Annotated in this window: 21 protein-coding genes and 4 pseudogenes; 10 read left to right on the top strand and 15 right to left on the bottom strand. The window is 63.8% G+C overall.

From position 1 onward, the window contains the following. Positions 1 to 4 precede the first annotated feature (4 nt). The 3 genes and pseudogenes from ACQCSY_RS22585 to ACQCSY_RS22575 all read right to left on the bottom strand — a co-directional run. Positions 5 to 133 (bottom strand): annotated as a pseudogene (locus ACQCSY_RS22585) (hypothetical protein); the annotation flags it as partial. An 8-nt stretch (positions 134 to 141) separates the two neighbouring features. Beyond that, positions 142 to 573, bottom strand: a complete 432-nt coding sequence (locus ACQCSY_RS22580) for a LexA family protein (protein WP_427136559.1) — start codon at positions 571 to 573, stop codon at positions 142 to 144. A gap of 316 nt (positions 574 to 889) precedes the next feature. Then, the gene (locus ACQCSY_RS22575; RefSeq protein ID WP_427136558.1) at positions 890 to 1,015 is read right to left on the bottom strand and encodes a hypothetical protein; all 126 of its coding nucleotides are present in this window, start codon (positions 1,013 to 1,015) and stop codon (positions 890 to 892) included. 457 nt (positions 1,016 to 1,472) lie between these two features. On the opposite strand from ACQCSY_RS22575, the gene ACQCSY_RS22570 reads away from it, so the two are divergent. Further along, entirely contained in the window at positions 1,473 to 2,075 is a 603-nt protein-coding gene (locus ACQCSY_RS22570; RefSeq protein ID WP_427136557.1) for a DNA-binding protein, read from the top strand. A gap of 122 nt (positions 2,076 to 2,197) precedes the next feature. On the opposite strand, the gene ACQCSY_RS22565 is transcribed toward ACQCSY_RS22570, so the two are convergent. From ACQCSY_RS22565 to ACQCSY_RS22555, 3 genes are all read right to left on the bottom strand, one after another. Continuing rightward, entirely contained in the window at positions 2,198 to 2,554 is a 357-nt protein-coding gene (locus tag ACQCSY_RS22565; protein WP_427136556.1) for a ribbon-helix-helix protein, CopG family, read from the bottom strand. After that, positions 2,551 to 2,829, bottom strand: a complete 279-nt coding sequence (locus tag ACQCSY_RS22560; RefSeq protein WP_427136555.1) for a hypothetical protein — start codon at positions 2,827 to 2,829, stop codon at positions 2,551 to 2,553. Before ACQCSY_RS22560 ends, ACQCSY_RS22565 begins: the two co-directional genes overlap by 4 nt. Positions 2,830 to 3,255: 426 nt before the next feature. Next, the gene (locus ACQCSY_RS22555; RefSeq protein ID WP_427136554.1) at positions 3,256 to 3,501 is read right to left on the bottom strand and encodes a hypothetical protein; all 246 of its coding nucleotides are present in this window, start codon (positions 3,499 to 3,501) and stop codon (positions 3,256 to 3,258) included. Positions 3,502 to 3,918: 417 nt separating this feature from the next. On the opposite strand from ACQCSY_RS22555, the gene ACQCSY_RS22550 reads away from it, so the two are divergent. Continuing rightward, a complete protein-coding gene (locus ACQCSY_RS22550; RefSeq protein WP_427136618.1) occupies positions 3,919 to 5,103 on the top strand; it encodes an IS110 family transposase in 1,185 nt (394 codons plus the stop codon). 164 nt (positions 5,104 to 5,267) lie between these two features. Here the strand turns inward: ACQCSY_RS22550 and ACQCSY_RS22545 are convergent, their stop codons facing one another. From ACQCSY_RS22545 to ACQCSY_RS22535, 3 genes are read right to left on the bottom strand one after another with little or no spacing between them, the layout of a single operon-like run. Then, positions 5,268 to 6,047: a carbon-nitrogen hydrolase family protein gene (locus ACQCSY_RS22545; protein WP_427136553.1), complete on the bottom strand. Its 780-nt coding sequence runs from the start codon at positions 6,045 to 6,047 to the stop codon at positions 5,268 to 5,270. A gap of 36 nt (positions 6,048 to 6,083) precedes the next feature. Further along, positions 6,084 to 7,439, bottom strand: coding sequence for an APC family permease (locus ACQCSY_RS22540; RefSeq protein ID WP_427136552.1), 1,356 nt, complete (start codon positions 7,437 to 7,439; stop codon positions 6,084 to 6,086). A gap of 9 nt (positions 7,440 to 7,448) precedes the next feature. Further along, a complete protein-coding gene (locus ACQCSY_RS22535; RefSeq protein WP_427136551.1) occupies positions 7,449 to 8,327 on the bottom strand; it encodes a carbon-nitrogen hydrolase family protein in 879 nt (292 codons plus the stop codon). A 94-nt stretch (positions 8,328 to 8,421) separates the two neighbouring features. On the opposite strand from ACQCSY_RS22535, the gene ACQCSY_RS22530 reads away from it, so the two are divergent. Together ACQCSY_RS22530 and ACQCSY_RS22525 are read left to right on the top strand one after the other, a co-directional pair. Next, the gene (locus ACQCSY_RS22530; protein WP_427136550.1) at positions 8,422 to 9,183 is read left to right on the top strand and encodes a FadR/GntR family transcriptional regulator; all 762 of its coding nucleotides are present in this window, start codon (positions 8,422 to 8,424) and stop codon (positions 9,181 to 9,183) included. 700 nt (positions 9,184 to 9,883) lie between these two features. Next, a complete protein-coding gene (locus tag ACQCSY_RS22525; protein ID WP_211878316.1) occupies positions 9,884 to 11,176 on the top strand; it encodes an IS256 family transposase in 1,293 nt (430 codons plus the stop codon). Positions 11,177 to 11,570: 394 nt separating this feature from the next. On the opposite strand, the pseudogene ACQCSY_RS22520 reads toward ACQCSY_RS22525, so the two are convergent. Further along, positions 11,571 to 12,111: pseudogene (locus ACQCSY_RS22520) on the bottom strand (MmgE/PrpD family protein); the annotation flags it as partial. Between the two features lie 98 nt (positions 12,112 to 12,209). After that, positions 12,210 to 12,353, bottom strand: a complete 144-nt coding sequence (locus ACQCSY_RS22515) for a hypothetical protein (protein ID WP_211878314.1) — start codon at positions 12,351 to 12,353, stop codon at positions 12,210 to 12,212. A gap of 41 nt (positions 12,354 to 12,394) precedes the next feature. Between ACQCSY_RS22515 and ACQCSY_RS22510 the strand changes: the two genes are divergently transcribed. Then, positions 12,395 to 12,679: a cupin domain-containing protein gene (locus tag ACQCSY_RS22510; RefSeq protein WP_211878312.1), complete on the top strand. Its 285-nt coding sequence runs from the start codon at positions 12,395 to 12,397 to the stop codon at positions 12,677 to 12,679. Here the strand turns inward: ACQCSY_RS22510 and ACQCSY_RS22505 are convergent. Beyond that, entirely contained in the window at positions 12,590 to 12,985 is a 396-nt protein-coding gene (locus ACQCSY_RS22505; RefSeq protein ID WP_211878356.1) for an alpha/beta fold hydrolase, read from the bottom strand. The genes ACQCSY_RS22510 and ACQCSY_RS22505 overlap by 90 nt on opposite strands. A 285-nt stretch (positions 12,986 to 13,270) precedes the next feature. Here ACQCSY_RS22505 and ACQCSY_RS22500 point away from each other — a divergent pair, with 285 nt between their 5' ends. From ACQCSY_RS22500 to ACQCSY_RS22480, 5 genes and pseudogenes are all read left to right on the top strand, one after another. Next, entirely contained in the window at positions 13,271 to 13,930 is a 660-nt protein-coding gene (locus ACQCSY_RS22500; RefSeq protein ID WP_211878310.1) for a GntR family transcriptional regulator, read from the top strand. 41 nt (positions 13,931 to 13,971) lie between these two features. Continuing rightward, a complete protein-coding gene (locus tag ACQCSY_RS22495; RefSeq protein ID WP_211878308.1) occupies positions 13,972 to 15,600 on the top strand; it encodes a BCCT family transporter in 1,629 nt (542 codons plus the stop codon). 2 nt (positions 15,601 to 15,602) lie between these two features. Beyond that, positions 15,603 to 16,742 (top strand): mandelate racemase/muconate lactonizing enzyme family protein, encoded by a 1,140-nt coding sequence (locus ACQCSY_RS22490; protein WP_211878307.1) that lies wholly within the window; start codon positions 15,603 to 15,605, stop codon positions 16,740 to 16,742. After that, positions 16,739 to 17,047, top strand: a pseudogene (locus tag ACQCSY_RS22485) (hypothetical protein); the annotation flags it as partial. The gene ACQCSY_RS22490 and the pseudogene ACQCSY_RS22485, both read left to right, overlap by 4 nt. Before the next feature lie 34 nt (positions 17,048 to 17,081). After that, entirely contained in the window at positions 17,082 to 17,855 is a 774-nt protein-coding gene (locus ACQCSY_RS22480) for an enolase C-terminal domain-like protein (protein WP_427136549.1), read from the top strand. 269 nt (positions 17,856 to 18,124) lie between these two features. Here the strand turns inward: ACQCSY_RS22480 and ACQCSY_RS22475 are convergent, their stop codons facing one another. The 3 genes and pseudogenes from ACQCSY_RS22475 to ACQCSY_RS22465 all read right to left on the bottom strand — a co-directional run bounded on the left by ACQCSY_RS22475 (position 18,125) and on the right by ACQCSY_RS22465 (position 21,616). Beyond that, positions 18,125 to 18,352: a hypothetical protein gene (locus ACQCSY_RS22475; protein WP_246527397.1), complete on the bottom strand. Its 228-nt coding sequence runs from the start codon at positions 18,350 to 18,352 to the stop codon at positions 18,125 to 18,127. Positions 18,353 to 18,399: 47 nt separating this feature from the next. Then, positions 18,400 to 19,880: pseudogene (locus ACQCSY_RS22470) on the bottom strand (NAD-dependent succinate-semialdehyde dehydrogenase). 50 nt (positions 19,881 to 19,930) lie between these two features. Beyond that, positions 19,931 to 21,616: a thiamine pyrophosphate-dependent enzyme gene (locus ACQCSY_RS22465; RefSeq protein WP_211878301.1), complete on the bottom strand. Its 1,686-nt coding sequence runs from the start codon at positions 21,614 to 21,616 to the stop codon at positions 19,931 to 19,933. Positions 21,617 to 21,642 lie beyond the last annotated feature (26 nt).

The raw sequence follows: 21,642 nt of genomic DNA, 5'->3' as shown, positions 1-21,642 counted from the left end.
CATAATCCGTCAGCACGATCACCGGCCGGCCCTCCAGTGCCGGGTTGAAGGCCCGTTCGGCGGAGGCGTAGAAGCAATTCACGTCCACGTGCGCGATCTCCTGCATACGCCGCATGGTTGCCGGTCTGGACATGGTGGCCCCTAGAGCCGGTGGAGGCATCGAACGGCGACTCCCCAGACGGCCAGGTCGGCCAGGGCCGGGACGCGGATATCGGGGTAGGCAGGGTTCTCAGCCCGCAGGACCACACCGGATCTTGTGATCCGGAGCCGCTTGATGGTCAGCTCGCCGTCGAGCACCGCCACGACCACGTTGCCGTCCTTGGGTTCCAGGGCGCGGTTGACGATCAGCTCATCGCCGTCGCTGATCCCTGCCCCCTCCATGGAATCCCCGGTCACCCTCACGACGTAGGTGGACGTGATGTCCTTGATCAGGTGCTCGTTCAGATCGATCCGACCGTCAAAGTAGTCCTGTGCGGGCGACGGATACCCGGCCGCGACGGGGACCGGAGAGATCAGCACCGACAACAACGATGCGCCCGCGTCTATCACGCGGGGACCGACAACAACGCCCACAACACACCTTTATTCGAATATATGTTCGACTCTTCTTTGAGTGTACCCGCAGGGCCGGACATTCGTTCCGCCGGTTCCGGCTGGCGCCCCCACTACGGAGCGGGTTGTACCCAATGGGGACAGCTTTGAGCTGCGCGGAGGGCTCCAGTCGGTACGACAGTGCCGGAAAGCGCGTCAGTTTTTTGCTGAGTCACCGGCTCAAGACCATTTCCAGTATTAACGTTTTTGGCTGCTGTCCTTTTGCGGAAGGGAACACCCCCAGGGGCCGGCACGCATGTTCCGGCCTCTGGCCTGCTTCAACCCACGCCGCCCCCGTTCACCCTCCGGACAGCCGCCACAGATCCAGTCCCATCCGCACCGCCGTCAGCAGCAGCGCTGCAGCTGCGATCCAGACGCCCGCGATCTGCCAGGCGCTGGCCCGTGGCCGCCCGTTATCCTCCATGCTTCTCCTTCTCCCTCGCCCCACGTCGGGGATCCATCCTAGAAGCCAGGAACGACAGCCTGGCGGCCGCCGCTTCATGGCCGGGATGCTTGTGCATGCGTTGCCCACAGCCTCCCGCGCCCAGCCGCCCGCCGCTGTGGACAACCGGCGTCAGCCCATCCGCAGAAAAGACCCGGCGTGCCGTCATCTCCCGGGCGAGTCGTCATCCAGGGCTCCCCATGGTTTGTAAGTCTTGCGCTGCCCCGGGCCCAGTCGCCGTCGTGGCCGCAGCCGTTTCGGCCCCGGGGCGAGACCGTCCAGGCGAAGGGCGAGGCAGGAGACGCCCCCCGAGCTCGCGTGCTGGGGGTGGGCGGCCCTGCACCCGAACCGGCGCTCCAACGCCAATCGAAAAGCAGGTAGTAGGAGTAGTATTGATACTACTCCTACTACCTTTGACTGGATTGAAGAGGTGCTTTTGATGACGTTGAGCGTGAAAGATCGCGTCTATGCCGCGGCCGAGCAGATCAGTGCCGAGCGCCGGCCGACCGTGTCGACGGTCCGCGCGGCCGCCGGCGTGAGCAACGCCGACGCGACCCGGTACCTGAAGGAATGGACCGAGGAAAAACAGGCCGCGGGCGGGCAGGTCGCCGCTGCACCGGCGGCTCTGCTGGAGCAGGCGGCACGCCTGGCCGGGGCCTGCTGGGCGGAAGCGTCCACCCTGGCCGCTGAACGCCACGCCGCCATTGAGGCAGCGTGGGCGCAGGAACGAAAAGACAAGGATCTTGAAATCGCGGAGCTCGTCGACGACCTGGACAAGGCCGGCGCCGAGAAGGATGCTGCCGAGGCAGGGCATGCCGAGGAACTTGAACGCCTTCAGGCGCAGCGGGGCGCGTTGGAGCGCCAGCTTGCTGTGATCGGCAAGCAGCTGGAGGATTCACGGGAGTCCGAGCGGGCCGCTGCCAAAGAGGCCGCAGACGCTTCACGGAAGCTGGCGACGGCCGAGGTCCGCGCTACCACGCTTGAACAGGTGCACAATGCCCTGCTCCAGCGCGTGTCCCCGGAGGCGAAGAATGCCGGTTAGCTAAAAGACTCAAGTCCGGCCTCTCCGTATTTCACGGAAACCGGCACGGATCAGATCCGGGCTGCAGTCAAGGCTGTCGCGACCTCTCGATGGGGGTGCGCGTCAAACACCCTGTCTGCGGGTCAGGAGGCTTTGGCGAGGTATTGGGCCAGCGCTTCTCTGAGGATCTCGCTGGGCTTGCGGTGCTCCATTTCGGACCGGGCAACCAGTTGCGCGTCCATGTCCTTCGGGAGCCGGATGGTCCGGGACGGGGACGTTCCGGTGCTGCTCAGGGACGGCTTGCCCACGGCTCTCTTTACCGCCTCGGGGGAACCCAGGGCTGCTTCCAGGAGGGTGCGTCCGGCGCCTGGCCCGGACGCCTTGGTGATGCGGGCGTCGGGGCTGATGTCGGCGGTCTCCGCCCATTTCCCCAAGGCATGGAAGCGGGCCTGTTCCTCCGGGGTCAGGTCCTGGCCGCCCTTTGTTTTCTTCTCACTCATTCCGTTGTTCCTCTCTCGGCAATGTCGAGTATCTTCCGCCTCGCCTCCATCACGTGGAAGACCAGGATGTCGTTGGGCGGTGTTATGACCGCCATGACTTCGAGAATCATCCGGCGGTCCCGGGAAGGGCCGATAAACAGATCCGGACGTGCGCCCGATTCCACCCGCGGCTCATCGAACTGCTCAACGTGGTAGATCTGGTTCAGGATCGCATTCAACGCATCCTCACGGGCAATTCCATGCTTGTCTGCGCTGTCCGCCCACCTGATCGCCATACGAATATTGTCTCACAATAATAGTTTATTGCAAGACAATATTAGGGGGTTGCTTCTTCGGTCCGGGCGAGGGCGACTGCCGCCGAGGCGGCAGTCCTGCAGTCGGTTCCTTCAGGGCCAGCCCGGGGTTGTGCACAGTGTGGACAGCTTTGAGCTGTGCGGAGGGCTCCACCTGACCACAATGGGCACAACCCCGGGACCAAGGAACTGGGTTTCCGCTGCGCTCCACCCAGGGAAGCGGCCCTGCGCTTCGCTCCGGACGGTAAAGCCCTGTTTTTGCCTTACATGGGCCGGATTTTTCTCCGAACAAGGCCACTGATCGTAGCCGGTCGGGGGGCCCGAGCAGTCAACCCACGCGTGCACCCATGGCCGCCGGTCCGGCCGGGCCTGCCCACCAGGTAGGCCCGGCTACGTGCCGGCCTTTCTTCATGCCCGCGCGTCTTCGGAAACCTTGTGCCACAACAGGAAAGCCGCCAGGCCATTCAGGACCGTGATGAAGACATCGCCCGCCGCCGGCCGGCCGATGACGAGATCGAGGCCCACCAGCACCAGCGATCCGGCTGCGGCGACCGTGAATACCACGGCCAGGAACCTCGGGATCCGCGGAGACTCCATCCCAGCACCGTGCCGCAGCCGGTGTGGGCGGCTGGAACGCGGTGGCTGATCACTCATGGCCTCACCCTACTCAGGAGGAAGGGCATGCTCGCAGAACTCACACCCACTTAGGCGTCCGCTGGCGCGGCCGGCTGTTGGGTCCAGGTTCGCCGTCGCAGGGCTCCGGAGACCCTGGCCCTGTCTTGTCTACGACGTCTTTTGGTTGCTGTCCTTATGGTGTTGACGGGTGGTTCCGTGGCCGTTGTAGGGTCGTGGCTACCCGGGGGAGGCGGGTATGGCTTTGTTGCTGTGGCCGGACGATTCACGTCGTGACGGCTTCGAAGGATTGGCCGCCCGCGCTCTTCGCGATGACCCGACCGCTGATTGAGAGACGCGACTTGAATCGCCGGATAAGGACACGACGGCGCGGTTATCTGCCGGGATTTCAACCGTACGACAGACTGGAGGTTTGTTTTGGCGAAATTGTGGGCCGGTATGGATGCCGGCAAAGCCCATCATCACTGCGTCGTGATCGACGCCGACGGAAACCGTCTGCTCTCGCAGAAGATCCCCAACGACGAACCAGCCCTGCTCGAGCTCATCGCCACGGTCCTGACACTCGGCGACGGGGACGAGGTCATCTGGGCAACCGACCTGAACCACGGCGGACCGGCGCTGCTGATCGCCATCCTCGTCGCCCACGGCCAGAACCTTCTGTATATTCCGGGCAGGATCGTCCACCACGCCTCCAAGCTCTACCGCGGCGAGGGCAAAACGGACGCGAAAGACGCCGCTGTGATTGCTGACCAGGCCAGGATGCGCCGGGATCTGCAGCCGCTGCGGGCCGGGGACGAGATCAGCACCGGGCTGCGGATCCTCACCGCCCGGCGGGCCGATAAATCCGCGGACCGGGTCCGGGCGATCAACCGGCTGCAGGCCCAGCTGCTCGAATACTTCCCCGCTTTGGAGCGGGCCTTTGACTACAGCCGCTCCAAAGCCGCCCTGTTCCTGCTGACCCAACACCGGACCCCGGACGGGATCCGCCGGACCGGGCAGGCCAGGCTTCAGGCGTGGCTGAAGAAGCACGGGGCCCGTTCCTCCGCTGCTGTTGCCGCCGCTGCGGTCGATGCCGCGAAATCCCAACACACCACCGTCCCGGCCCAGCACGTCGGCGAGCTGATCGTCGCCGCCCTCGCCCGGGAAATCATCACCCTGAACGAGGAATTGGCAGAGCTGGACGCCCTGATCGGCGAGAAAGTCACCGAACACCGGCACACTCAGGTGCTGCTGAGTATGCCCGGCTTCGGACCCGTCCTCGCCGCCGAATTCCTCGGCGCCACCGGCGGGGACCTCACCGTCTTTGAAACCGCGGACCGGTTCGCCGGCGTCGCCGGGCTCGCCCCCGCACCCAGGGACTCCGGCCGCATCAGCGGCAATCACCACCGGCCTCGGCGCTACGACCGACGGCTGCTCCGGGTCTTCTACCTCTCCGGGCTCTCGGCCCTGAAGAGCTGCCCAGCCTCCCGGGCCTACTACGACCGAAAACGCGGTGAAGGGAAAACCCACATCCAGGCCATGCTCTCCCTCGCCAGACGTCGCCTCAACGTCCTCTGGGCCATGCTCCGCGACGGCACCACCTACACCCCTCTCCCCGTTCAGGCAGCCCGGCTGGCTGCCTGACACCGCGTACGTGCCCGCTCGACCGGTTCCTGGTCCTGCGAACGGTGGTTCTGCCAGCCCTCAGGCAGAACCACCGGAACGGGGCGCAGGGCCAGGTGGCAATGAATCACGCCTCTGCCCCGGACCTCTGCTTCACAAAAGCCCCGGGTTACCGCCGCTACTGGTTACAGCCGGCGTTGGCGGAACATCGGGAACAACTCCCGCACCCGCGCCACCGTCTGCGGGGAGATGTCCACCGCTGCGACGCCGACACCGAGCCCGAGATCGGCTTCGGTGACCCCCATCGGATCGACCAGAATGCTGCGCCCTACCGAGACCGGCGGCGCCTGGCACACCCCGGCTACGTAGAGGCTGTTCTCGATGGCGCGCGCTGTATTCAGCGCCAGCCACTGCTCGGTTTTATGGGTGCCCGGCACCCAGGATGAGCAGACGAGCAGGACCTGGGCGCCGGCGTCGGCCAGTTCCCTGGCCAGCTCCGGGAAGCGAAGGTCATAGCAGGTCATCAGGCCAAAGCGCGTTCCCCCGTGCTCGAAAACCACCGGATCAGTGGACGGGCCCGGCTTGATGAACGTCGACTCCCCGAAGCCCTGCGCATCGAAGAGGTGGATCTTCCGGTAGCAGGCCAGCCGGCTTCCGTCCGGCCCGAACGCCACCACGGTGTTGTACGCCTTGCCCGGCTCCTCCGAGCGTTCCACCACGCCCGCCACCAGCGCGATGCGGTGGCGGCGGGCAGTGCCGGCCAGTTCCTGGCAGATGGGACCGTCCAGCGGCTCAGCCATCACGGGGAACGTAGCGTCCACCTTCTTCTTCTCGTACGTGGCATATTCCGGGAATGCAACCAGCTCGGCGCCCTCGCGCACGGCTTCGGCGGCGAACCGGTCGATCACGGCGAGGTTGGCCGGGATATCGGTGCCCGACTCCAGCTGCCCGAGCGCTATCCTCACGGTTGTTCCTTCCCTCCGGTCAGGCGGCGGCCCGGCTCAGGCTGCAGCCTCAACCGTCGCCCTCTCCGTGGCCGACATTTCCGGCGGCGCCGCTTTGAAACCACGTGTGATCAGGGCCAGGACCACGACGCCCAGCACCAGCCATGACAGTCCCAGCGTAATCGCGTTACCGTCCAGCTGGGAGAGCAGGTAGGCGCAGATGATGGCTCCCACCACCGGGACCACCACGTAGGACACGGCGTTGAGCTGATGCCCGGCACGGCGCTGACGCACGTAGTGGAACACCACGGAGACGTTGACGAGGGTGAAGGCGGTGAAGGCGCCGAAGTTGATGAACGAGGTCGAGGTGGCCACGTCCAGGAAGATCGCGATCAGGCCGACAATGCCGGTAAGGATCAGGTTCACCACCGGGGTGTGGAACTTCGCGCTGAGCCGGCCGAAGACCGCCTTGGGCAGCACGGAGTCCCGGCCCATGGCGTAGAGCAGGCGCGAGGCGCTGGCCTGCGCCGCGAGGCCGGAGGCGAACTGAGCCACCACCAGGCCGGCGAGGAACACGGCTCCGAAGAGCTGACCGCCGATCTGCAGTGCGATGGAGCTGGCCGCGGAAGCCGAGTCTTCGAACACCCCGCCGGGGTGCACCAGCTGGGTCACGTAGGACACGGTCACGAAGATGCCTCCGCCGATCAGGGCGATGAGCATGATGGCGCGCGGCATGTTCTTGCGCGGTTCGATGGTCTCCTCGGTGAGGGTGGTGACGGCGTCGAACCCCAGGAACGAATACGCAGCGATGGCCGCACCGGCGGAGATGGTGGTGAAGCTGGAGGTGTCGTTGAAGAACGGCTGGGTGCTGGCCGGGCCGCCGGCACCGGAGGTGGACACCACGTTGCCGATGGACAGCGCCACAAAGAACACGATGACCAGCAGCTGGAATGCCATCAGCACGTAGTTGGCCTTGTCCGCCACCTTGATGCCCAGGATATTCAGGGCCGTGGTGATGAGGATGAAACCAATGACCCAGCCACCGATGGGGATTTCGGGGAACTGCGCGCTGAGATAGGAGCCGCCGATCAGCCAGATCACCATGGGCAGGAAGAGGTAGTCCAGCAGGATGGCCCAGCCCACCAGGAACCCTACCCTGGGATCGATGGACCGCCGGACGTAGGTGTAGGCGGACCCGGCCACCGGGTGTGCGACGGCCATCCGGCCGTAGCTGTGCGCCGTGAACAGCATGGCCACGAGCGCCACCAGGTACGCGGACGGTGAGGCCCCGCCGGTGGTTTCGGCGATGATGCCGAAGATCCCCAGGACAATCAGCGGGGTCAGGTACGCGAGGCCGAACAGGACCAGGGAGGGCAGTTTCAGCGTGCGCGTGAGGGTGGGTGTTGTTGTCACGGTGTTTCCTTAGGCGTTGAAGGACTGGGGAGCCCAGGTGGCCGGGGTGATCCGGCCCTGGTAAACGGGCAGTTCAATGGCGTCTTCGCCGTCGCGGAACTGGGACCAGGGGCGGTTGAGGTTTTCGGTGCCGTGGGTCCTGACATGCTCGACGGCGGCAAGGTCAAGTTCGGCTGTGAGCAGTACCGGGGTGTCGTCGGGCGCCTCGGTGAGGGTGTTGCCCTCGGGGTCCACGATGATGCTTCGGCCTGTTCCGGTGGGACCGGCGCAGTTGACGCTGACCATAAAGACCTGGTTCACGATGGCGTTGGCCTTGGCGAGCACCAGTTCCTGCCTGCGGTCCGGCGTGGTGGTTTTTACGACGTTGAGGATGACTTCGGCGCCCATCCAGGCGAGCTGGCGGGACACCTCGGGGAACCACGCGTCGTAGCAGATGTTCAGGCCCACCCTCCCAATGCCGGCGAGGTCCACGGTGGTGAACCGGTCACCGGGATCGTAGGGCTCGAAGGGCCGCCAGGGGAAAACCTTCCGGTAATAGCCGGCAAGCCCGCCCTCCGGGGAAAGGACCAACTGGGTGTTGAACAACTGCCCTTCCGGGCCCCGCTCGCACACACTGCCAGGGACCAGCCAGATGCCAAGATCACCGGCGATCTGCCGCAGTTCCTTGACCCGGGGGCCCTCCAGCGGTTCCGCGGAAGCCTGGAGCGCTTCCGTGCGCTGCTGGTCGGGATCGGAATCCCCGAACAGGTGAAGCTCCGGAAAGACCACCAGCCTGCTGTGGGGCTGGACGGCGAGGGCGGCTTTGACCTCGTCCGCAAACGCCGAGACTGGCTCGCCGATGAGCCGGGGCCGGGTCTGGGCTGCGATGAGGGGAAGGATGCGTTGCATGGTTATCTCCACGTTGGGGGTGTGATCTGCACTATATTAGATCAGAATGATCTAATTATGGGAAGAGGAAGGATTGGGCCGTAAAGTAGCGGATATGACCCGTCAGTTGGAGGACACCGCCGACACTTCGCCCATCGAGGCCGGAAGCCTGGCCGGCATCGACCGTCGCAGCGCCATTGACGCCGTGCGGCTTCGGATCGGCATGGCAATTTCCCTGGGCCTGCTGAAGCCTGGCGATCGCCTGCCCGATCAGGAGGACGTCGCCCTGGGACTGTCGGTCAGCCCGATCACCGCCCGCCGCGCGCTGGCGAGCCTGGCGGAGCACGGTGTGGTGGTCCGCCGGCGCGGCCGGGGCGGTGGAACGTTCGTGGCCGACGAGCCCCCGCGGAGCGTGCTGGCTGAACTCTCCGCATCACCGGCCGAGTCCCGGGCCGTGAACCGGATGGTGGACCGGAGGCTGCTTTTCGAATGCGCCGTGACGCACTACGCGGCGGTAAACGCCACGGCAGAACAGCTCGATGAGCTCGAACGGCTGACTCATGACATGGCCGAATCTGCGGACTGGTCCGACTACCACAAGGCAGACGAGCAGTTCCATCAGCTGGTGGGCACTGCGTCGGGGCTGGGCACCGCGGTGCAGGAGTACCACGAGACTCTGGCACAGCTCTACGCCTACTTCATCCCCTACCCGATCCAGCTCCTGCACAAATCGAACTACGACCACATCGCACTGGTGGCGGCCCTACGGGGACGCGATGTCCATGAAGCCGTGGAGGTCTCGCGCAAACACGTGGACATCCTGCACCGGACGATGTTCATGGGCCTGACGAACGGCGGCGCCACCTCCGAGGGATGAACGACGGCATCGACTCATGGTGGATGCCTTTCGGGCATCCGGGGGAGCCCTTGTTGACCCATGTCCAGAGGTCCGGGAAGGCGCCTTGGTTGCCCGATATGGGAAGTCCCGGTTCGGCGACAGTTTATAGATGCGGTGTTGACGTCCCGTGGTGGCTCTTTAGCTTGAGAGAGGGCTTCGACCTCTGCCGTGAGCCCTTGGATCCAACGGGGCCGATGCATCCCCGTTAGCTCTGCGTGGCCTCCAGCAACAAGTCAGGCTCACCCAGCGTGGCCACAGACGACAAACGCGCTGCCTACGACGCAGGCCCTTACATCCCGGAGTTCGGTCACCGCCGTCTCGGCCCCCTCACCAGCGACGCGGGCTCGGCCTGCATGGCACACAAACGCCCACGGCGTCCCTCCACGCCGTGGCCGAAGGCCAATGTGGGCTCCGACTAAGATGACACAATCATGCCATCACGGGCAGCACCGTTCCGCTGCCCACAACCGGGGACAATCCTCACGGGTTATCCACCGCTACGGAGGCCCGTGAACTACCCCCCAACGGCTCCCAATTTCCAGCCGCCGATATCCCTGACTGGCCCCTCGGCTGCGGACAGCTCAAAGTCACCTTCAGCTCCGGCTGGACGGGACTGTGGAATTAACGGTGTATCCGGCTCGACACGCCAGGCGGTGTGCCTGGCAGGAATGAGCTGGTTATGACGGTGACACTGGATGCCGTGAAGAGTGCGGACACCACTGCGAAACTGAACGAAACTTCCGAGGCTGAGGCCGCCCGTGAGCTGGTGAGGATGGCCCGGGAACGGGGATTGTCCCTGACCGGTCCTGGCGGGTTGCTCAAACAGCTGACCAAGACGGTCATCGAGACTGCGTTGGACGAGGAGCTCACGGAACACCTTGGCTATGAGAAACACGACGTGGCCGGGAAGCAGACCGGCAATGCCCGCAACGGGACCCGGTCCAAGACCGTGCTGACGGAGACCACCGGGCCGGTGGGCATCGACGTTCCGCGGGACCGCGACGGCACGTTCGAGCCGGTCATTGTCCCCAAGCGCCAGCGCCGCCTGACCGGGGTGGACGAGATGGTCCTCTCGCTCTACGCCAAAGGCCTGACGACCGGCGAGATCAGTGCGCACTTCGCCGAGATCTACGGGGCGTCCGTTTCCAAGGAGACCATCTCGCGGATCACGGACCGGGTGCTCGAGGAGATGAATGAGTGGCAGAACCGGCCGCTGGACGAGGTCTACGCGGCGATCTTCATTGATGCCATTGTGGTCAAGATCCGCGATGGTCAGGTGGCCAACCGGCCGATTTACGCTGCCATCGGCGTCACCCTGGACGGGGAGAAGGACATCCTGGGGCTGTGGGCCGGGACCGGCGGTGAAGGCGCCAAGTTCTGGATGAGCGTGCTGACCGACATCAAGAACCGTGGTGTGAAAGACAGCTTCTTCCTGGTCTGCGACGGACTCAAGGGCCTGCCGGAGGTGGTGGGCAATGTCTGGCCGCTGACGACGGTGCAGACGTGCATCATCCACCTGATCCGCAACACCTTCCGGCTGGCCTCGAAAAAGGACTGGGACGCGCTCAAACGGGACGTGAAACCGATCTACACGGCGCCGAATGCTGCGGCGGCCCGGACGGCGTTAGCGGAGCTCACGGAGCGGTGGGGCAAGAAGTATGGCGCGATCGTGCGGTTGTGGGAGAACGCGTGGGAGGAGTTCATCCCCTTCCTGGATTACGACGTGGAAATCCGGCGGGTGATCTGCTCGACCAACGCCATCGAATCGCTCAACGCCCGGTACCGGCGGGCGGTGAAGGCACGCGGTCATTTCCCGACCGAGCAGGCCGCGCTAAAGTGCCTGTATCTGGTCACCCGGTCACTCGATCCGACCGGTGCCGGCAGGACCCGATGGGCCGTGCGTTGGAAGCCCGCTTTGAACGCCTTCGCCATCACCTTCAGCGACCGATTCCCGGCAGCTGAAAACTACTAAAGGAAACCGCCGGATACACCGTTAATGAGATAGTCCCGGCTGGACGGCCCAGGAATCAACCTTTGTCCTTGACAACATCATTGAGATTCCTTTCGAATTGCGGGGGGTGACCGGGGGCCGCGGCGTAAGTAGACGGTGGCCCCGTCCGCCGGATCCATCGCCGCTACAGTCTCGGACTGTCCGTAGTGTGCTCCTGCCATCCGCTGTGGTGCCGGTTTGCAGAGCAGGGGAGGTGTGCCGGTGTGCCGCCGTGGGAACGGTGATACCGCCGGTCAACAATGTGGGCATTGCCACGGACCAAGCTCCTGGCAGGGCCGCCGACGCGGGCTGGCTGTGCCCGCTGCCCGCCGAGGCGCATCCTGTCCGTATATCTGCGGGTGCCGGATCGGGCCGGGATGCCGGCCGCGGTGGAGGGGCCCAGGTGCGCAACGTGGTCATCTTGTTCCTGTGCAGGCAGACGGCCGTCACCAGGTTGGCCTAAAGCTCGTAGCCGGTGGTGATATCGCGGACCAGCTCCTTGCCACTTGAGCCGATGTGCTGCGCCACAGCGAGGATCGGCGGAATGTAGTCCCCGGGGTGGGAGTACTCGGCTGCCAGGAATGTGTCCTAGCAGGCCAGCTCGCGCACGGCAACCCCGTTTGCTTGATTCGCCCACTCGGGCGACATCTGCTCCCCGATGCCGAACACGTTGTAGCCCTTGCCGTCCGTCGAAGGTGGATGAGGGCCTAGGCGCGGGCAGCCACAATGGGGGAGCGAATCGGCGATGAAATGGCCACAGAGGCGTTGTCGATGATGCGGTTGATCACCATTTCGGTTACGTCAGCCGTCACGGCTACCGGGTCGGCCGCAACGACTGTGATCTTGTGAGGCAGCTGTTCCTCGCTCGGCAGGTTGTCCTCGCTCTTGTAGACGCGGACGTGCTGTTTCTTAACCATGGTGGCTCCGTGTTAATTAGGTGTGTGTAGTCGAGCGGACTTCCCAAGCAGTGCGATGACGTCAGCTGAGCTGCGTACCCCTCGTCAGCCGTAACTGGTCAGGAGCGATGTGAGAGGTGGGACGGCGGCGTTAGCGTCGTGCGCCATCGAGAATTTCCCAGATGGCTCAATCCCATGAATTGGCTGCTTCCCCAGTTAGGCTTTCTGTCTTTATCGACCAGCGCAGCACGGATACCCTCCACAAAGTCCGGCGTGGGAACTCCCCCCGGGCGGATTCGAAGGTATGCATGCCCATACTGAGAATGACATCCCGCTGGAGGAGATCTATATCGTCATCGAAGGTGCCGGACGCATGCGTATCGATGACGAGACCTTCGACGTAGCTACGGGAGATTCGGTATTAGCCCGTGTTGGGACGACCCACGATTTGCGCAATACCGGCGACGGGCCGCTAAAAATACTGGTCGTCTGGGGAAAATCAGGGACAGCGGACTATTCGGATTTCGGCTCCGCCAAGCTGGCACAGGCTGCACGTGCACACGATGTTCCACAGGCTAAGCCTGCATAGCGCCTCCCTTCGATGTTCGTGACGCACGTGTCCGCAAAGTCGTCTGCGGACGTCACTCGTCTTAAAATGTGAGCCGAACGGGGTGGGGGCATCGAGGGCGAGCCATTGGGCGACGCGCCCGCCCATCGAGTGCCCGTAGACGTGCGCACACGTTACTCCCGCAGAGTCGAGAACGGCACAGGCGGCTCGGGCGAACGAGCACGTTTTGTACGCGCGTTCCTCCCCCTCGTCACTTGCCCCGGTTCCCCGATGATCGAACGTGATCACCCGGTGCCGGGCGCTGAATGCCGCAGGACCGCATCCCAGGCAGACGAATCCACACCCTGCCCGAAGACGAGCAGCAGAGGTTCACCGGCCTGATCTCGGAACAGGCCAGCGCCGCTCCATCCCGTATGGTCGCGGCGGGTTGCTTCGGCGGCGGTTCGGTGGAGCGGCGTGCGTGACGGCAGCGGACGCGGCCGCGGTGAGCCGCGTCAGGTCATGCGTCCCCAGGAATTGTGGATGTGACGATTGCCGCTGTCCAAATGTGGGGATACTCACTATAGTCAGATTGTCGACAATCGACCGTTAGTGTTTTGAGGGAGTAGAAACATGGGCAAGTTGGAGAGAATCTCGATGAAGGACCGTCTCGCGACGGAGCTTCGGCGCAAGATCCTGGCTGGCGATCTTTCTCCTCACTCTCGCGTCGTCGAACAGGATCTTGCCGATGAGTACGGGGTGAGCCGGGCGGTGGTGCGGGAAACGATGTTGGTCCTGGAGCTGCAGGGTCTCATCATTTCCACTCCGTATAAGGGTTCGGAAGTCGCTTCGATTTCGAGAACGGAAGTTGAGGGGCTGCTGTTGCCGCTTCGTGTTCACATCGAGCAGTTTGCCATCGCGGAGGGCCTTGCCCTTTTTGATGCGGACACGTTTGAAGACTTCGGACGTGTTCTCGTTGAAATGGAGCGGGCGATCTACAACAAGGACATCAACGCGTTCAACGAAGCTGACATGCGGTTCCACGCGATCATTGTCGACGGCTGCCCGACCGATTCCGCGCGAAGCATCTGGGATTCCATCCATCCACGGATCAGGATGCACTTCGCTATGCAAACCGGACGGACCGGCGCGCTCTCGGAATTCCTTGAGGATCACAAGCGCCTGGTGGATGTGTTCCGGACCGGAGACGTCGCGGCCAGCCGTGAGGCGATCGCGGCCCACATCATCGGGACGAACGAGCCCCACCTGGGTCTGCTCGATGAATCCGCGTAGTCACACCCCATACGTATCAAATCACTGCCAAAGGAGACATCGTGATTGAAACCCAGGCTGCCGTTGAGGCGCCAAGCAAGAACCAAAAGCACAGACCCACGGTTGACAGGGTGCTCGTCGTCGGGGCCGTGATCGTTGTGGGCATAGTCGTGGCAGCCCTGCTGCTGTGGCCCAACGAGGCCCAAGCCTCTGCAAATATCCTCTTCGACGGGTCCACGCGCATCTTCGGGGCCCCTGTGCAGGTACTGGGGCTGGGCTGCTTCCTCTTAGCTGTCCTGCTCGCCGTATCCAAGTTCGGGCGCATCAAACTCGGTGAAGGCAAGCCGGCCTATTCCACTTCCAGCTGGCTGTTCATGTTCATTTCCGCCGGCCTCGGATCCGCCACAATGTACTGGGCTTTCATGGAATGGGCTTATTACTATCAAACGCCCGGACTCAATATCACGCCTGAGTCCCGGGAAGCCCTGGACGTCAGCATGTCGTATGCCTTCTTCCATTGGGGTCCCATCCCGTGGGCAATGTATGTGGTCGCCGGAATCTCGATGGCCTATTACATCCACGTTCGGAAGGGCAAACGGCTCAGCTACGCCGGAAACGTCGAAGCAGTAATCCCGAAGGTGAAAGCTGCCGGCATTGGCGGACGCGTCATCGATCTTTTGTTCCTGTTCGGCACGTTCGGCGGGCTGATCCTGACGGTCACGGTCACGGTCAACACCGTCTCTGCCGGTGTGGCAGGACTGATGGGCATCCAAAACGCTTTTTGGCTCAAGGCCATCATCCTCACCCTATCCACCGTAGTCTTCGGACTCAGCTCCTTCATTGGCATCGACAAAGGATTGCAGAAGCTCGCCAAAACGGCCGTCCTGGCGGCGTTCGTCTTTGCCGCCGTGGTGTTCCTGATCGGTCCGTCTGAATTCATCGTGGCCAACGTCGTTAATGCGGCCGGCCTGGAGGCCCAGAACTTCCTCCACATGAGCCTGTTCACGGACCCCAACGGCGGGAGCTCTTTCTCGCGCGACTGGACTGTCTTCTATTGGCTCTACTGGATTTCCTACCTGCCCGGCGTCGCCATCTTCATCACCCGCGTTTCCAAGGGACGAACCATCCGGCAGACCGTTATCGGACTGATCGTTGGCGGATCCGCCGGCATCATGTTCTTCTTCGGCATTCTTTCCAGCTACGCCATGAACCAGATGAACCACGGAACCGTGAACGCCCCACAGGTACTGACCGATAGCGGCGGGGACAACGCCGTGGCCCAACTGCTCAACACCTTGCCCTTTGGCACCGTCTTTTCCGTCGTGTACTTCCTGATCATGCTGGTCTTTTTGGCCTCGCACATGGATGCGACGTCCTACACGGTGGCAGCCGTCAGCACCCAGAATCTCCCCAACGGCACGGACCCGTCACGAAGCCTTCGACTGTTCTGGGTCATTATGCTGGCGGCGGTGCCGATGGCAATGCTTGCCATCAACGCCAACCTGGGCACGTTGAAAACGGGGCTGACCCTGACAGCCATCCCGTTCCTCTTCCTGCTGGTCACCCAAATCTGGGGCCTCATCCGGTGGTTGAGACAGGATTCGGACCGCATCGACACGAAAACCGGCCTCATCCTCCCGACGAAGCCGGAACACGCAGCAGAGCCAGCACCCTCGGAAGGCACCCGCTGACCATGAAAATTATTGACGTCGAAGCGATCTGGCTTCGGATCCCTTCCTTCGGTGAACGGTGCGAGTGGGGCGAGGACGCCTTCCTGGTAAAGGTCCACACCGATACCGGCCTGATCGGCATCGGTGAATCCGATAGCGCCCCGGCCGTTCTCAAAGCCTTGATCGAGACGCCTTCCTCTCATTCCACAAGTCGAGGACTACGGGAAGTCCTGCTGGGGGAAAACCCCCTCGACATTGACCGGCTGTGGAACAAAATGTATGACGAGTCCTCCTACATGGGGCGGCGTGGCGCGGCCATTCATGCCATCAGCGCCATCGACATAGCCCTGTGGGACATAGCATCACAGCACTACGGCGTGCCGATCCACACGCTGCTCGGCGGCAAGGTCCGCGACGAGATAGCCGCCTACGGGACCTTCATTCCCAGGGACAACCCCGCCGACAACGCATCTCTGGTCGAGGGACTGCTGGAGACTGGGTTCTCCAGCCTGAAGTTGGGCGGAGGCCTGTTTGGCAACGATCCAAGCCATGACCACGAGGTCCTGCAGGTCGTCCGGGATACGGCAGGTGACAACATCGACCTTGCCATCGACCTGGTCTACCGGTGGAAGAACTACCGCTACGCCAAAACCCAATGCGACCAGATGGGCGAGTTTAACCTCAACTGGATCGAAGAACCACTCCCCAGCGATGACCACCTCGGGCTCCGGCGCCTGGCGGAATCATCGGAGAGCAGGATCTCCGGGGGTGAAGGACTGTCCACCGTGGCCGAATTCACCGAATTCATCCGCGAGTCACGACCGGACATCATCCAGCCGGACATCACCCGGTGCGGCGGCATCAGCGAGATTCGAAAGATCCACGACGTCGCCACACGCTACAGCACACAACTCGTCCCGCACGGATTCAGCACCGGCATCCTCATGGCAGCTACGGTGCAGTTCCTGGCCAGCATCCGGGACGGTGAACTCATTGAATTCTCACAAAGCACCAGCCCGCTCTCCCTTGACCTGGTCACCAATCCCATCGTCCTGACCAACGGCAAAGTCACCGTGCCGGACACGCCGGGCCTGGGCATCGAGCTGGACGAAGACCTCATTGCCAAGTACCGCGTTGAGATGACGTTAGGAGCCAGGCCATGACTAGCACGATCGACTCCGTCGACGTGTTCGTCCTGACAAACCCCGAAGCACGGTACCGGACCTCGGCACACTACGACGAGCTGCAGATCACCAACACCGTGGTGCGAATAAACGCCGGCGATACGTTCGGCGTCGGCGGGGCCATCTCATGGACCGAAGGTGGCGTCGATACGGCCTTGGGCAAGGCCATCGAACACGTGGGAAGCGTCCTCATCGGTCAAAACGCCCTGAACCGGGAACGACTCCACGGGCTGATGTCCAACAGGTGCGCATCCATGTTGCCGCTCTCGCTGGCACCGCTGGACATCGCCTTGTGGGATTTGGCCGGAAAAGCATTCGATGTCCCCCTCTACCAGCTCCTGGGGGGGACACCGGGATACGATCCCGGCGTATGCCAGCACCCCCTTCTTCGACACCATCGAGGAATACCTGACCATGGTTGCCCAGTACCTCGACGAGGGGTACCAAGCAATCAAGTTCCACACCTGGTGCTACCCGGACAAGGACCTGGAGCTCGTCAACGCCGTCGCGGAAAAATTCGGCGGGCTGGATATCACCTGGATGCTGGACGTGGAAGGACGCTACAACAGGCACGACGCCCTGCGCGTCGGACGCCGGCTCCAAGAACTCGGATACACCTGGTTCGAGGCACCCTTGCCGGACAGCGACCTGGAAGGGTATCGCTGGCTGCGCAGCAAGCTGGACATCGAAATCATTCCCGCTGGCAACGAACTGGTGACCCTTGGCCTGATTCAGACCGGGATGTCCATGGGGAGCTGGGACCACGCACGGGTTGATGCAACACTCGCCGGTGGCATCACCGGAACCCGGCACATCATGTCAGCCGCTCGGGCTCATTCGATGAATGTCGAATTGCAGTCCTGGGGCTATACCCTCTCACAGGCAGCCAATCTGCACCTGATGCTCGCGTTCCCGAACTGCCGGTACTTCGAGCAGGCCATGCCGCAAAAGCCGATGGAATTCGCCGCATTGGACCCCATCCGCATTGATTCTGCCGGAGATGTGCGGGCATCAGACAAACCAGGACTCGGTGTCGACCTGGACTGGGACCTGATCGACAAGCACGCCCTGATCAAATACACCCTCAAATAGTGCTGCCCCGGCGTGCTAAAAAACGGGGTCCCTCCACACACTGGCGGGTCCCCGTTAAGCAGCCTGAATGGGCGCCCAGACGGCAGGGCTGGCCAACACGCCAGTGCCGGGTGCTGGAACGCGGCGGACTCGAACGATAAAGCCGTGGTCATCGGGCGAAGCAGGGTGGCATAGTGCCCGTCATCGCTGAAGGCGACGGGCCGCGCCATCGTTGTCAGTGTCCTGGAAGCGGACGGGAAGATGGCTGCGTCCGCTGAGGGAAATGATGCTTAGATCGAAGGTCCGGCTGATCGCTCGATCGTTTGTCCGAAGGGCACTTCGTGGCTCACGGTAACCGTGAATTTTGTGTCATCGTGCCGGGTAACGAGAATCCCGAATTGTTTGCCTTCTAGGGCCATCTCAAGGGCTTCATCGACCGCCGCATTGAGTTGGGCGTCAAGCTGCCCCGGCCCGTCGGTCATCACCTCAAGAACGAGTGGTGCTTGTGCTGTTGTCATTCGTTGACCTACTTTCAATGTCGGAACGTGTCCTGGTCCCGGGGGAGTTAGCCGGCGTAGGGGTTGTTGATGCCGATGTACTGGGTGTAGAGGTATTCCTCGATGCCCTCCAGGCCGCCTTCGCGGCCCAGACCGGACTGCTTGACCCCGCCGAACGGAGCGGCCGCGTTCGAGACCACACCGGCGTTCAGGCCCAGCATGCCGGTCTCGAGGCGTTCGCCCATCCGGATCCCCCGGTTCAGGTCCTTCGTGAAGACGTAGGCGACCAGGCCGTATTCGGTGTTGTTCGCGAGCCTGACGGCCTCATCCTCGGTGTCGAAGGTGATGATCGGGGCCACGGGGCCGAAGATTTCCTCTGACAGGATCCGGGTGCCCTCGGTGACGCCCTTGAGGAGGGTCGGCTGGTAGAAGTAGCCCGGGCCCTCGACGGCGGAGCCGCCGGTCACGGCCGTAGCGCCGGAGGCCACGGCGTCGGTGACGAGCTCGTGGACTTTGTCCCGGCTCTTCGCATCGATCAGCGGCCCTACCTTGGAGTCGGCCTCGGTGCCGCGGGCTGTGGTCATGCCGGCCATCTTCGCTGCGAACTTCTCCGCGAACTCGTCGGCGACGGACTCGTGGACGATGAACCGGTTGGCCGCGGTGCAGGCCTCGCCCATGTTCCGCAGCTTCGCCAGCATTGCCCCGGCGACGGCGGCATCGACGTCGGCGTCTTCGAACACGACGAACGGGGCGTTCCCACCCAGCTCCATCGAGGTCCGCAGCACGGTCTCAGAGGCATCCGCGAGCAGCCGGCGGCCGACCTCGGTGGAACCGGTGAAGGACAGCTTCCGGAGCCGGGAGTCCTTGATCAGCGGACCCGTCGTGGCACCGGCGGTGGACGTGGGGATCAGGTTCAGGACGCCGGCGGGCAGGCCGGCTTCCATCATGACGCGGCGAACAGCTGTGAGGTCAGCGGGGTCAGGTTCGCGGACTTGAGCACCATCGTGCAGCCGGCGGCGACCGCCGGGGCGATTTTGCGGGTGGCCATCGCCAGGGGGAAGTTCCACGGCGTGATCAGCAGGCAGGGGCCCACCGGCTTCTTGGTCACCAGCAGCCGGGACTTCCCGTCGGGGGAGACGGAGTAGCGTCCGAACGCGCGGACGGCTTCCTCGGAGAACCAGCGCAGGAACTCCGCCCCGTAGGTGACCTCGCCGCGGGCCTCGGCCAGCGGCTTGCCCATCTCCAGGGTCATCAGCAGGGCGAAGTCCTCGGCGCGCTCGGTCACCAGCTCGAAGGCCCGGCGCAGGATCTCGCCGCGCTCACGGGCCGGGACTTTCGCCCAGGACTCCTGTGCTGCGGCGGCGGCGTCCAGGGCAGCGGCGCCGTCCTCGGGGCCGGCGTCGGCGATGCTCAGCAGCACCTTGCCCGTCGCCGGGTCCTCGATGTCGAAGGTCTTCCCGGACGCGGCCGGACGCCAATGGCCGTTGATCAGCAGGCCGGTCGGAACAGAGGCCAGCAGGGCTTTTTCTTCGTCAGGGGTGACGGGCATTCATTTTTCCATTCGTTCAGATGAATCCGGGGGACAGCTTGTGGATTTTCCTAGTAGGCCTTGACGCGTTGTTCGACGATGAGGTGGATGAGGGCGAAGACCTTGTCCTCATCGATGGCCTGCAGCGCCGCCGTGATGGCTGCAGGGACGTCCTGGTCGTTGTCGACTTTGATGCCGTAGCCGCCGAAGGCCCGGGCCATCAGGGCGAAGTCCGGGTTCTTGAGCTGGGTGCCGGAGACTCTGTCCGGGTAGTGGCGTTCCTGGTGGGTGCGGATGGTCCCGTATTCCTGGTTGTCCATGACGATCACCAGCGGGGTTGCGCCGTATTGGGCGGCGGTGGCGAGTTCCTGGCCGTTCATGAGGAATTCGCCGTCTCCGGCGATGGTGACCACGCGGCGGCCCGGGTAGGCCAGCGATGCTGCGATTGCGGAGGGGATGGAGTAGCCCATGGATCCGTTGCGGGCGCTGATCATCGAGGCGTAGCCCCGGGTGGGGAAGTACCGGTGGGCCCAGTTGGTGTGTTCGCCGGCGCCGAAGGTGACCATCGCGTCGTGGGGCAGGGTGGGTACGAGGTTGGCCATCAGGGTGTCCATCCGGGCCTGGCCGTCACCGGGGCCGGCCGGCGGGAGTGCGGCGAAGGATTCCTGTTCGGCACGCATTCGGGCGGTCCAGGCCTTCCATTCGGGCTTGACCTCGGGTTCGATCCTGGCCAGGTCCCGGATGAACCCGTCGGGTTTGGCGACGATCTGGCGTGAGACGGGTCCGGAGCGTCCGCGGAGGGAGGGGTCCATGGTGACGAGGAAGTTGGTTTTGTTCCAGTCCTGGCGGCAGAGGAACCCGTCGGTGATGACGTCGCCGGGGACGGTGCCGACGAAGACCAACAGGTCGGTCTCCTCCAACAGATCGTAGGTGGGCCGGGGCCGGCCGTAGCCGATCGGTCCGACATAGGAGGGGGAATCGAACGGGACGGTGCCTTCGGTGCGCCACTCGGCCGCGGCCGGGATGTGGTGTTGTTCCAGCCACCTGGTCAGCTGTTTAGCACCTTTCTGGGTCCAGTCGTTCCCTCCGGTCACGAACAAGGGCTTGGTCGAGGCGGCCAGAGCCGCGACGAGTGTTTCGGTGTCCGCGTTGGTCATTCCGCCGGTGGCGACGGGGATGGGCGGGTGCAGTTCCGGGGCGATCTGTTCGAGGATGACGTCTTCGGGGAGCCCGATGACGACCGGTCCGGGGCGTCCGCTCATCGCGGCGAAGAAGGCTTCTGCCACGATTTCTGAGGCGCGTTCGGCGTGGTCGAGGACCATGACGCGTTTGGCGCCGGTGTCGAACCAGGCCTTGATGTCGAATTCCTGGAAGGCTTCCCGGTCCCGGTGGGCGAAGGGTATGAGGCCGACGAAGAGCACCATGGGGGTGGAGTCCTGCCAAGCCGTGTGCAGCCCGACGTGGGCGTTTGCTGCGCCGGGTCCCCGGGTCACCATGGCGACACCTGGCAGCTGGTTCATCTTTCCGTCGGCTTCTGCCATGTAGCTGGCGCCGCCCTCGTGACGGCAGACGATGGTCTCGATCGGAGAGGTGTGCAGCCCGTCCAGGACATCGAGATAGCTCTCTCCGGGTACCACATGGGCGCGCCGGACCCCGTGGGCGAGAAGGGAATCGACAATGACGTGACCTGCGGACTTCCGCGCGCGGGCGCCCCCGGAAACAGGGACGGACTGTGGTGCGATGGCGGTCTGGGTCATCGTCCGCCCGCTTCCGGGTCGAGGGG

It is taken from the genome of Pseudarthrobacter sp. S9, assembly GCF_050156545.1.
Taxonomy (GTDB): Bacteria; Actinomycetota; Actinomycetes; order Actinomycetales; family Micrococcaceae; genus Arthrobacter.
The sequence above is the reverse complement of the archived record's forward strand: the minus strand, read 5'-3'. Positions and strand labels throughout refer to the sequence as shown.

Coding starts and splice junctions, on each gene's coding strand:
- ACQCSY_RS22500 (WP_211878310.1), top strand. CDS start 13,271: ATGGGCAAGTTGGAGAGAATCTCGATGAAGGACCGTCTCGCGACGGAG.
- ACQCSY_RS22530 (WP_427136550.1), top strand. CDS start 8,422: ATGACCCGTCAGTTGGAGGACACCGCCGACACTTCGCCCATCGAGGCC.
- ACQCSY_RS22510 (WP_211878312.1), top strand. CDS start 12,395: ATGCATGCCCATACTGAGAATGACATCCCGCTGGAGGAGATCTATATC.
- ACQCSY_RS22465 (WP_211878301.1), bottom strand. CDS start 21,616: ATGACCCAGACCGCCATCGCACCACAGTCCGTCCCTGTTTCCGGGGGC.
- ACQCSY_RS22565 (WP_427136556.1), bottom strand. CDS start 2,554: ATGAGTGAGAAGAAAACAAAGGGCGGCCAGGACCTGACCCCGGAGGAA.
- ACQCSY_RS22560 (WP_427136555.1), bottom strand. CDS start 2,829: ATGGCGATCAGGTGGGCGGACAGCGCAGACAAGCATGGAATTGCCCGT.
- ACQCSY_RS22525 (WP_211878316.1), top strand. CDS start 9,884: ATGACGGTGACACTGGATGCCGTGAAGAGTGCGGACACCACTGCGAAA.
- ACQCSY_RS22570 (WP_427136557.1), top strand. CDS start 1,473: ATGACGTTGAGCGTGAAAGATCGCGTCTATGCCGCGGCCGAGCAGATC.
- ACQCSY_RS22550 (WP_427136618.1), top strand. CDS start 3,919: ATGGATGCCGGCAAAGCCCATCATCACTGCGTCGTGATCGACGCCGAC.
- ACQCSY_RS22490 (WP_211878307.1), top strand. CDS start 15,603: ATGAAAATTATTGACGTCGAAGCGATCTGGCTTCGGATCCCTTCCTTC.
- ACQCSY_RS22480 (WP_427136549.1), top strand. CDS start 17,082: ATGTCCCCCTCTACCAGCTCCTGGGGGGGACACCGGGATACGATCCCG.
- ACQCSY_RS22535 (WP_427136551.1), bottom strand. CDS start 8,327: ATGCAACGCATCCTTCCCCTCATCGCAGCCCAGACCCGGCCCCGGCTC.
- ACQCSY_RS22555 (WP_427136554.1), bottom strand. CDS start 3,501: ATGAGTGATCAGCCACCGCGTTCCAGCCGCCCACACCGGCTGCGGCAC.
- ACQCSY_RS22575 (WP_427136558.1), bottom strand. CDS start 1,015: ATGGAGGATAACGGGCGGCCACGGGCCAGCGCCTGGCAGATCGCGGGC.
- ACQCSY_RS22475 (WP_246527397.1), bottom strand. CDS start 18,352: ATGACAACAGCACAAGCACCACTCGTTCTTGAGGTGATGACCGACGGG.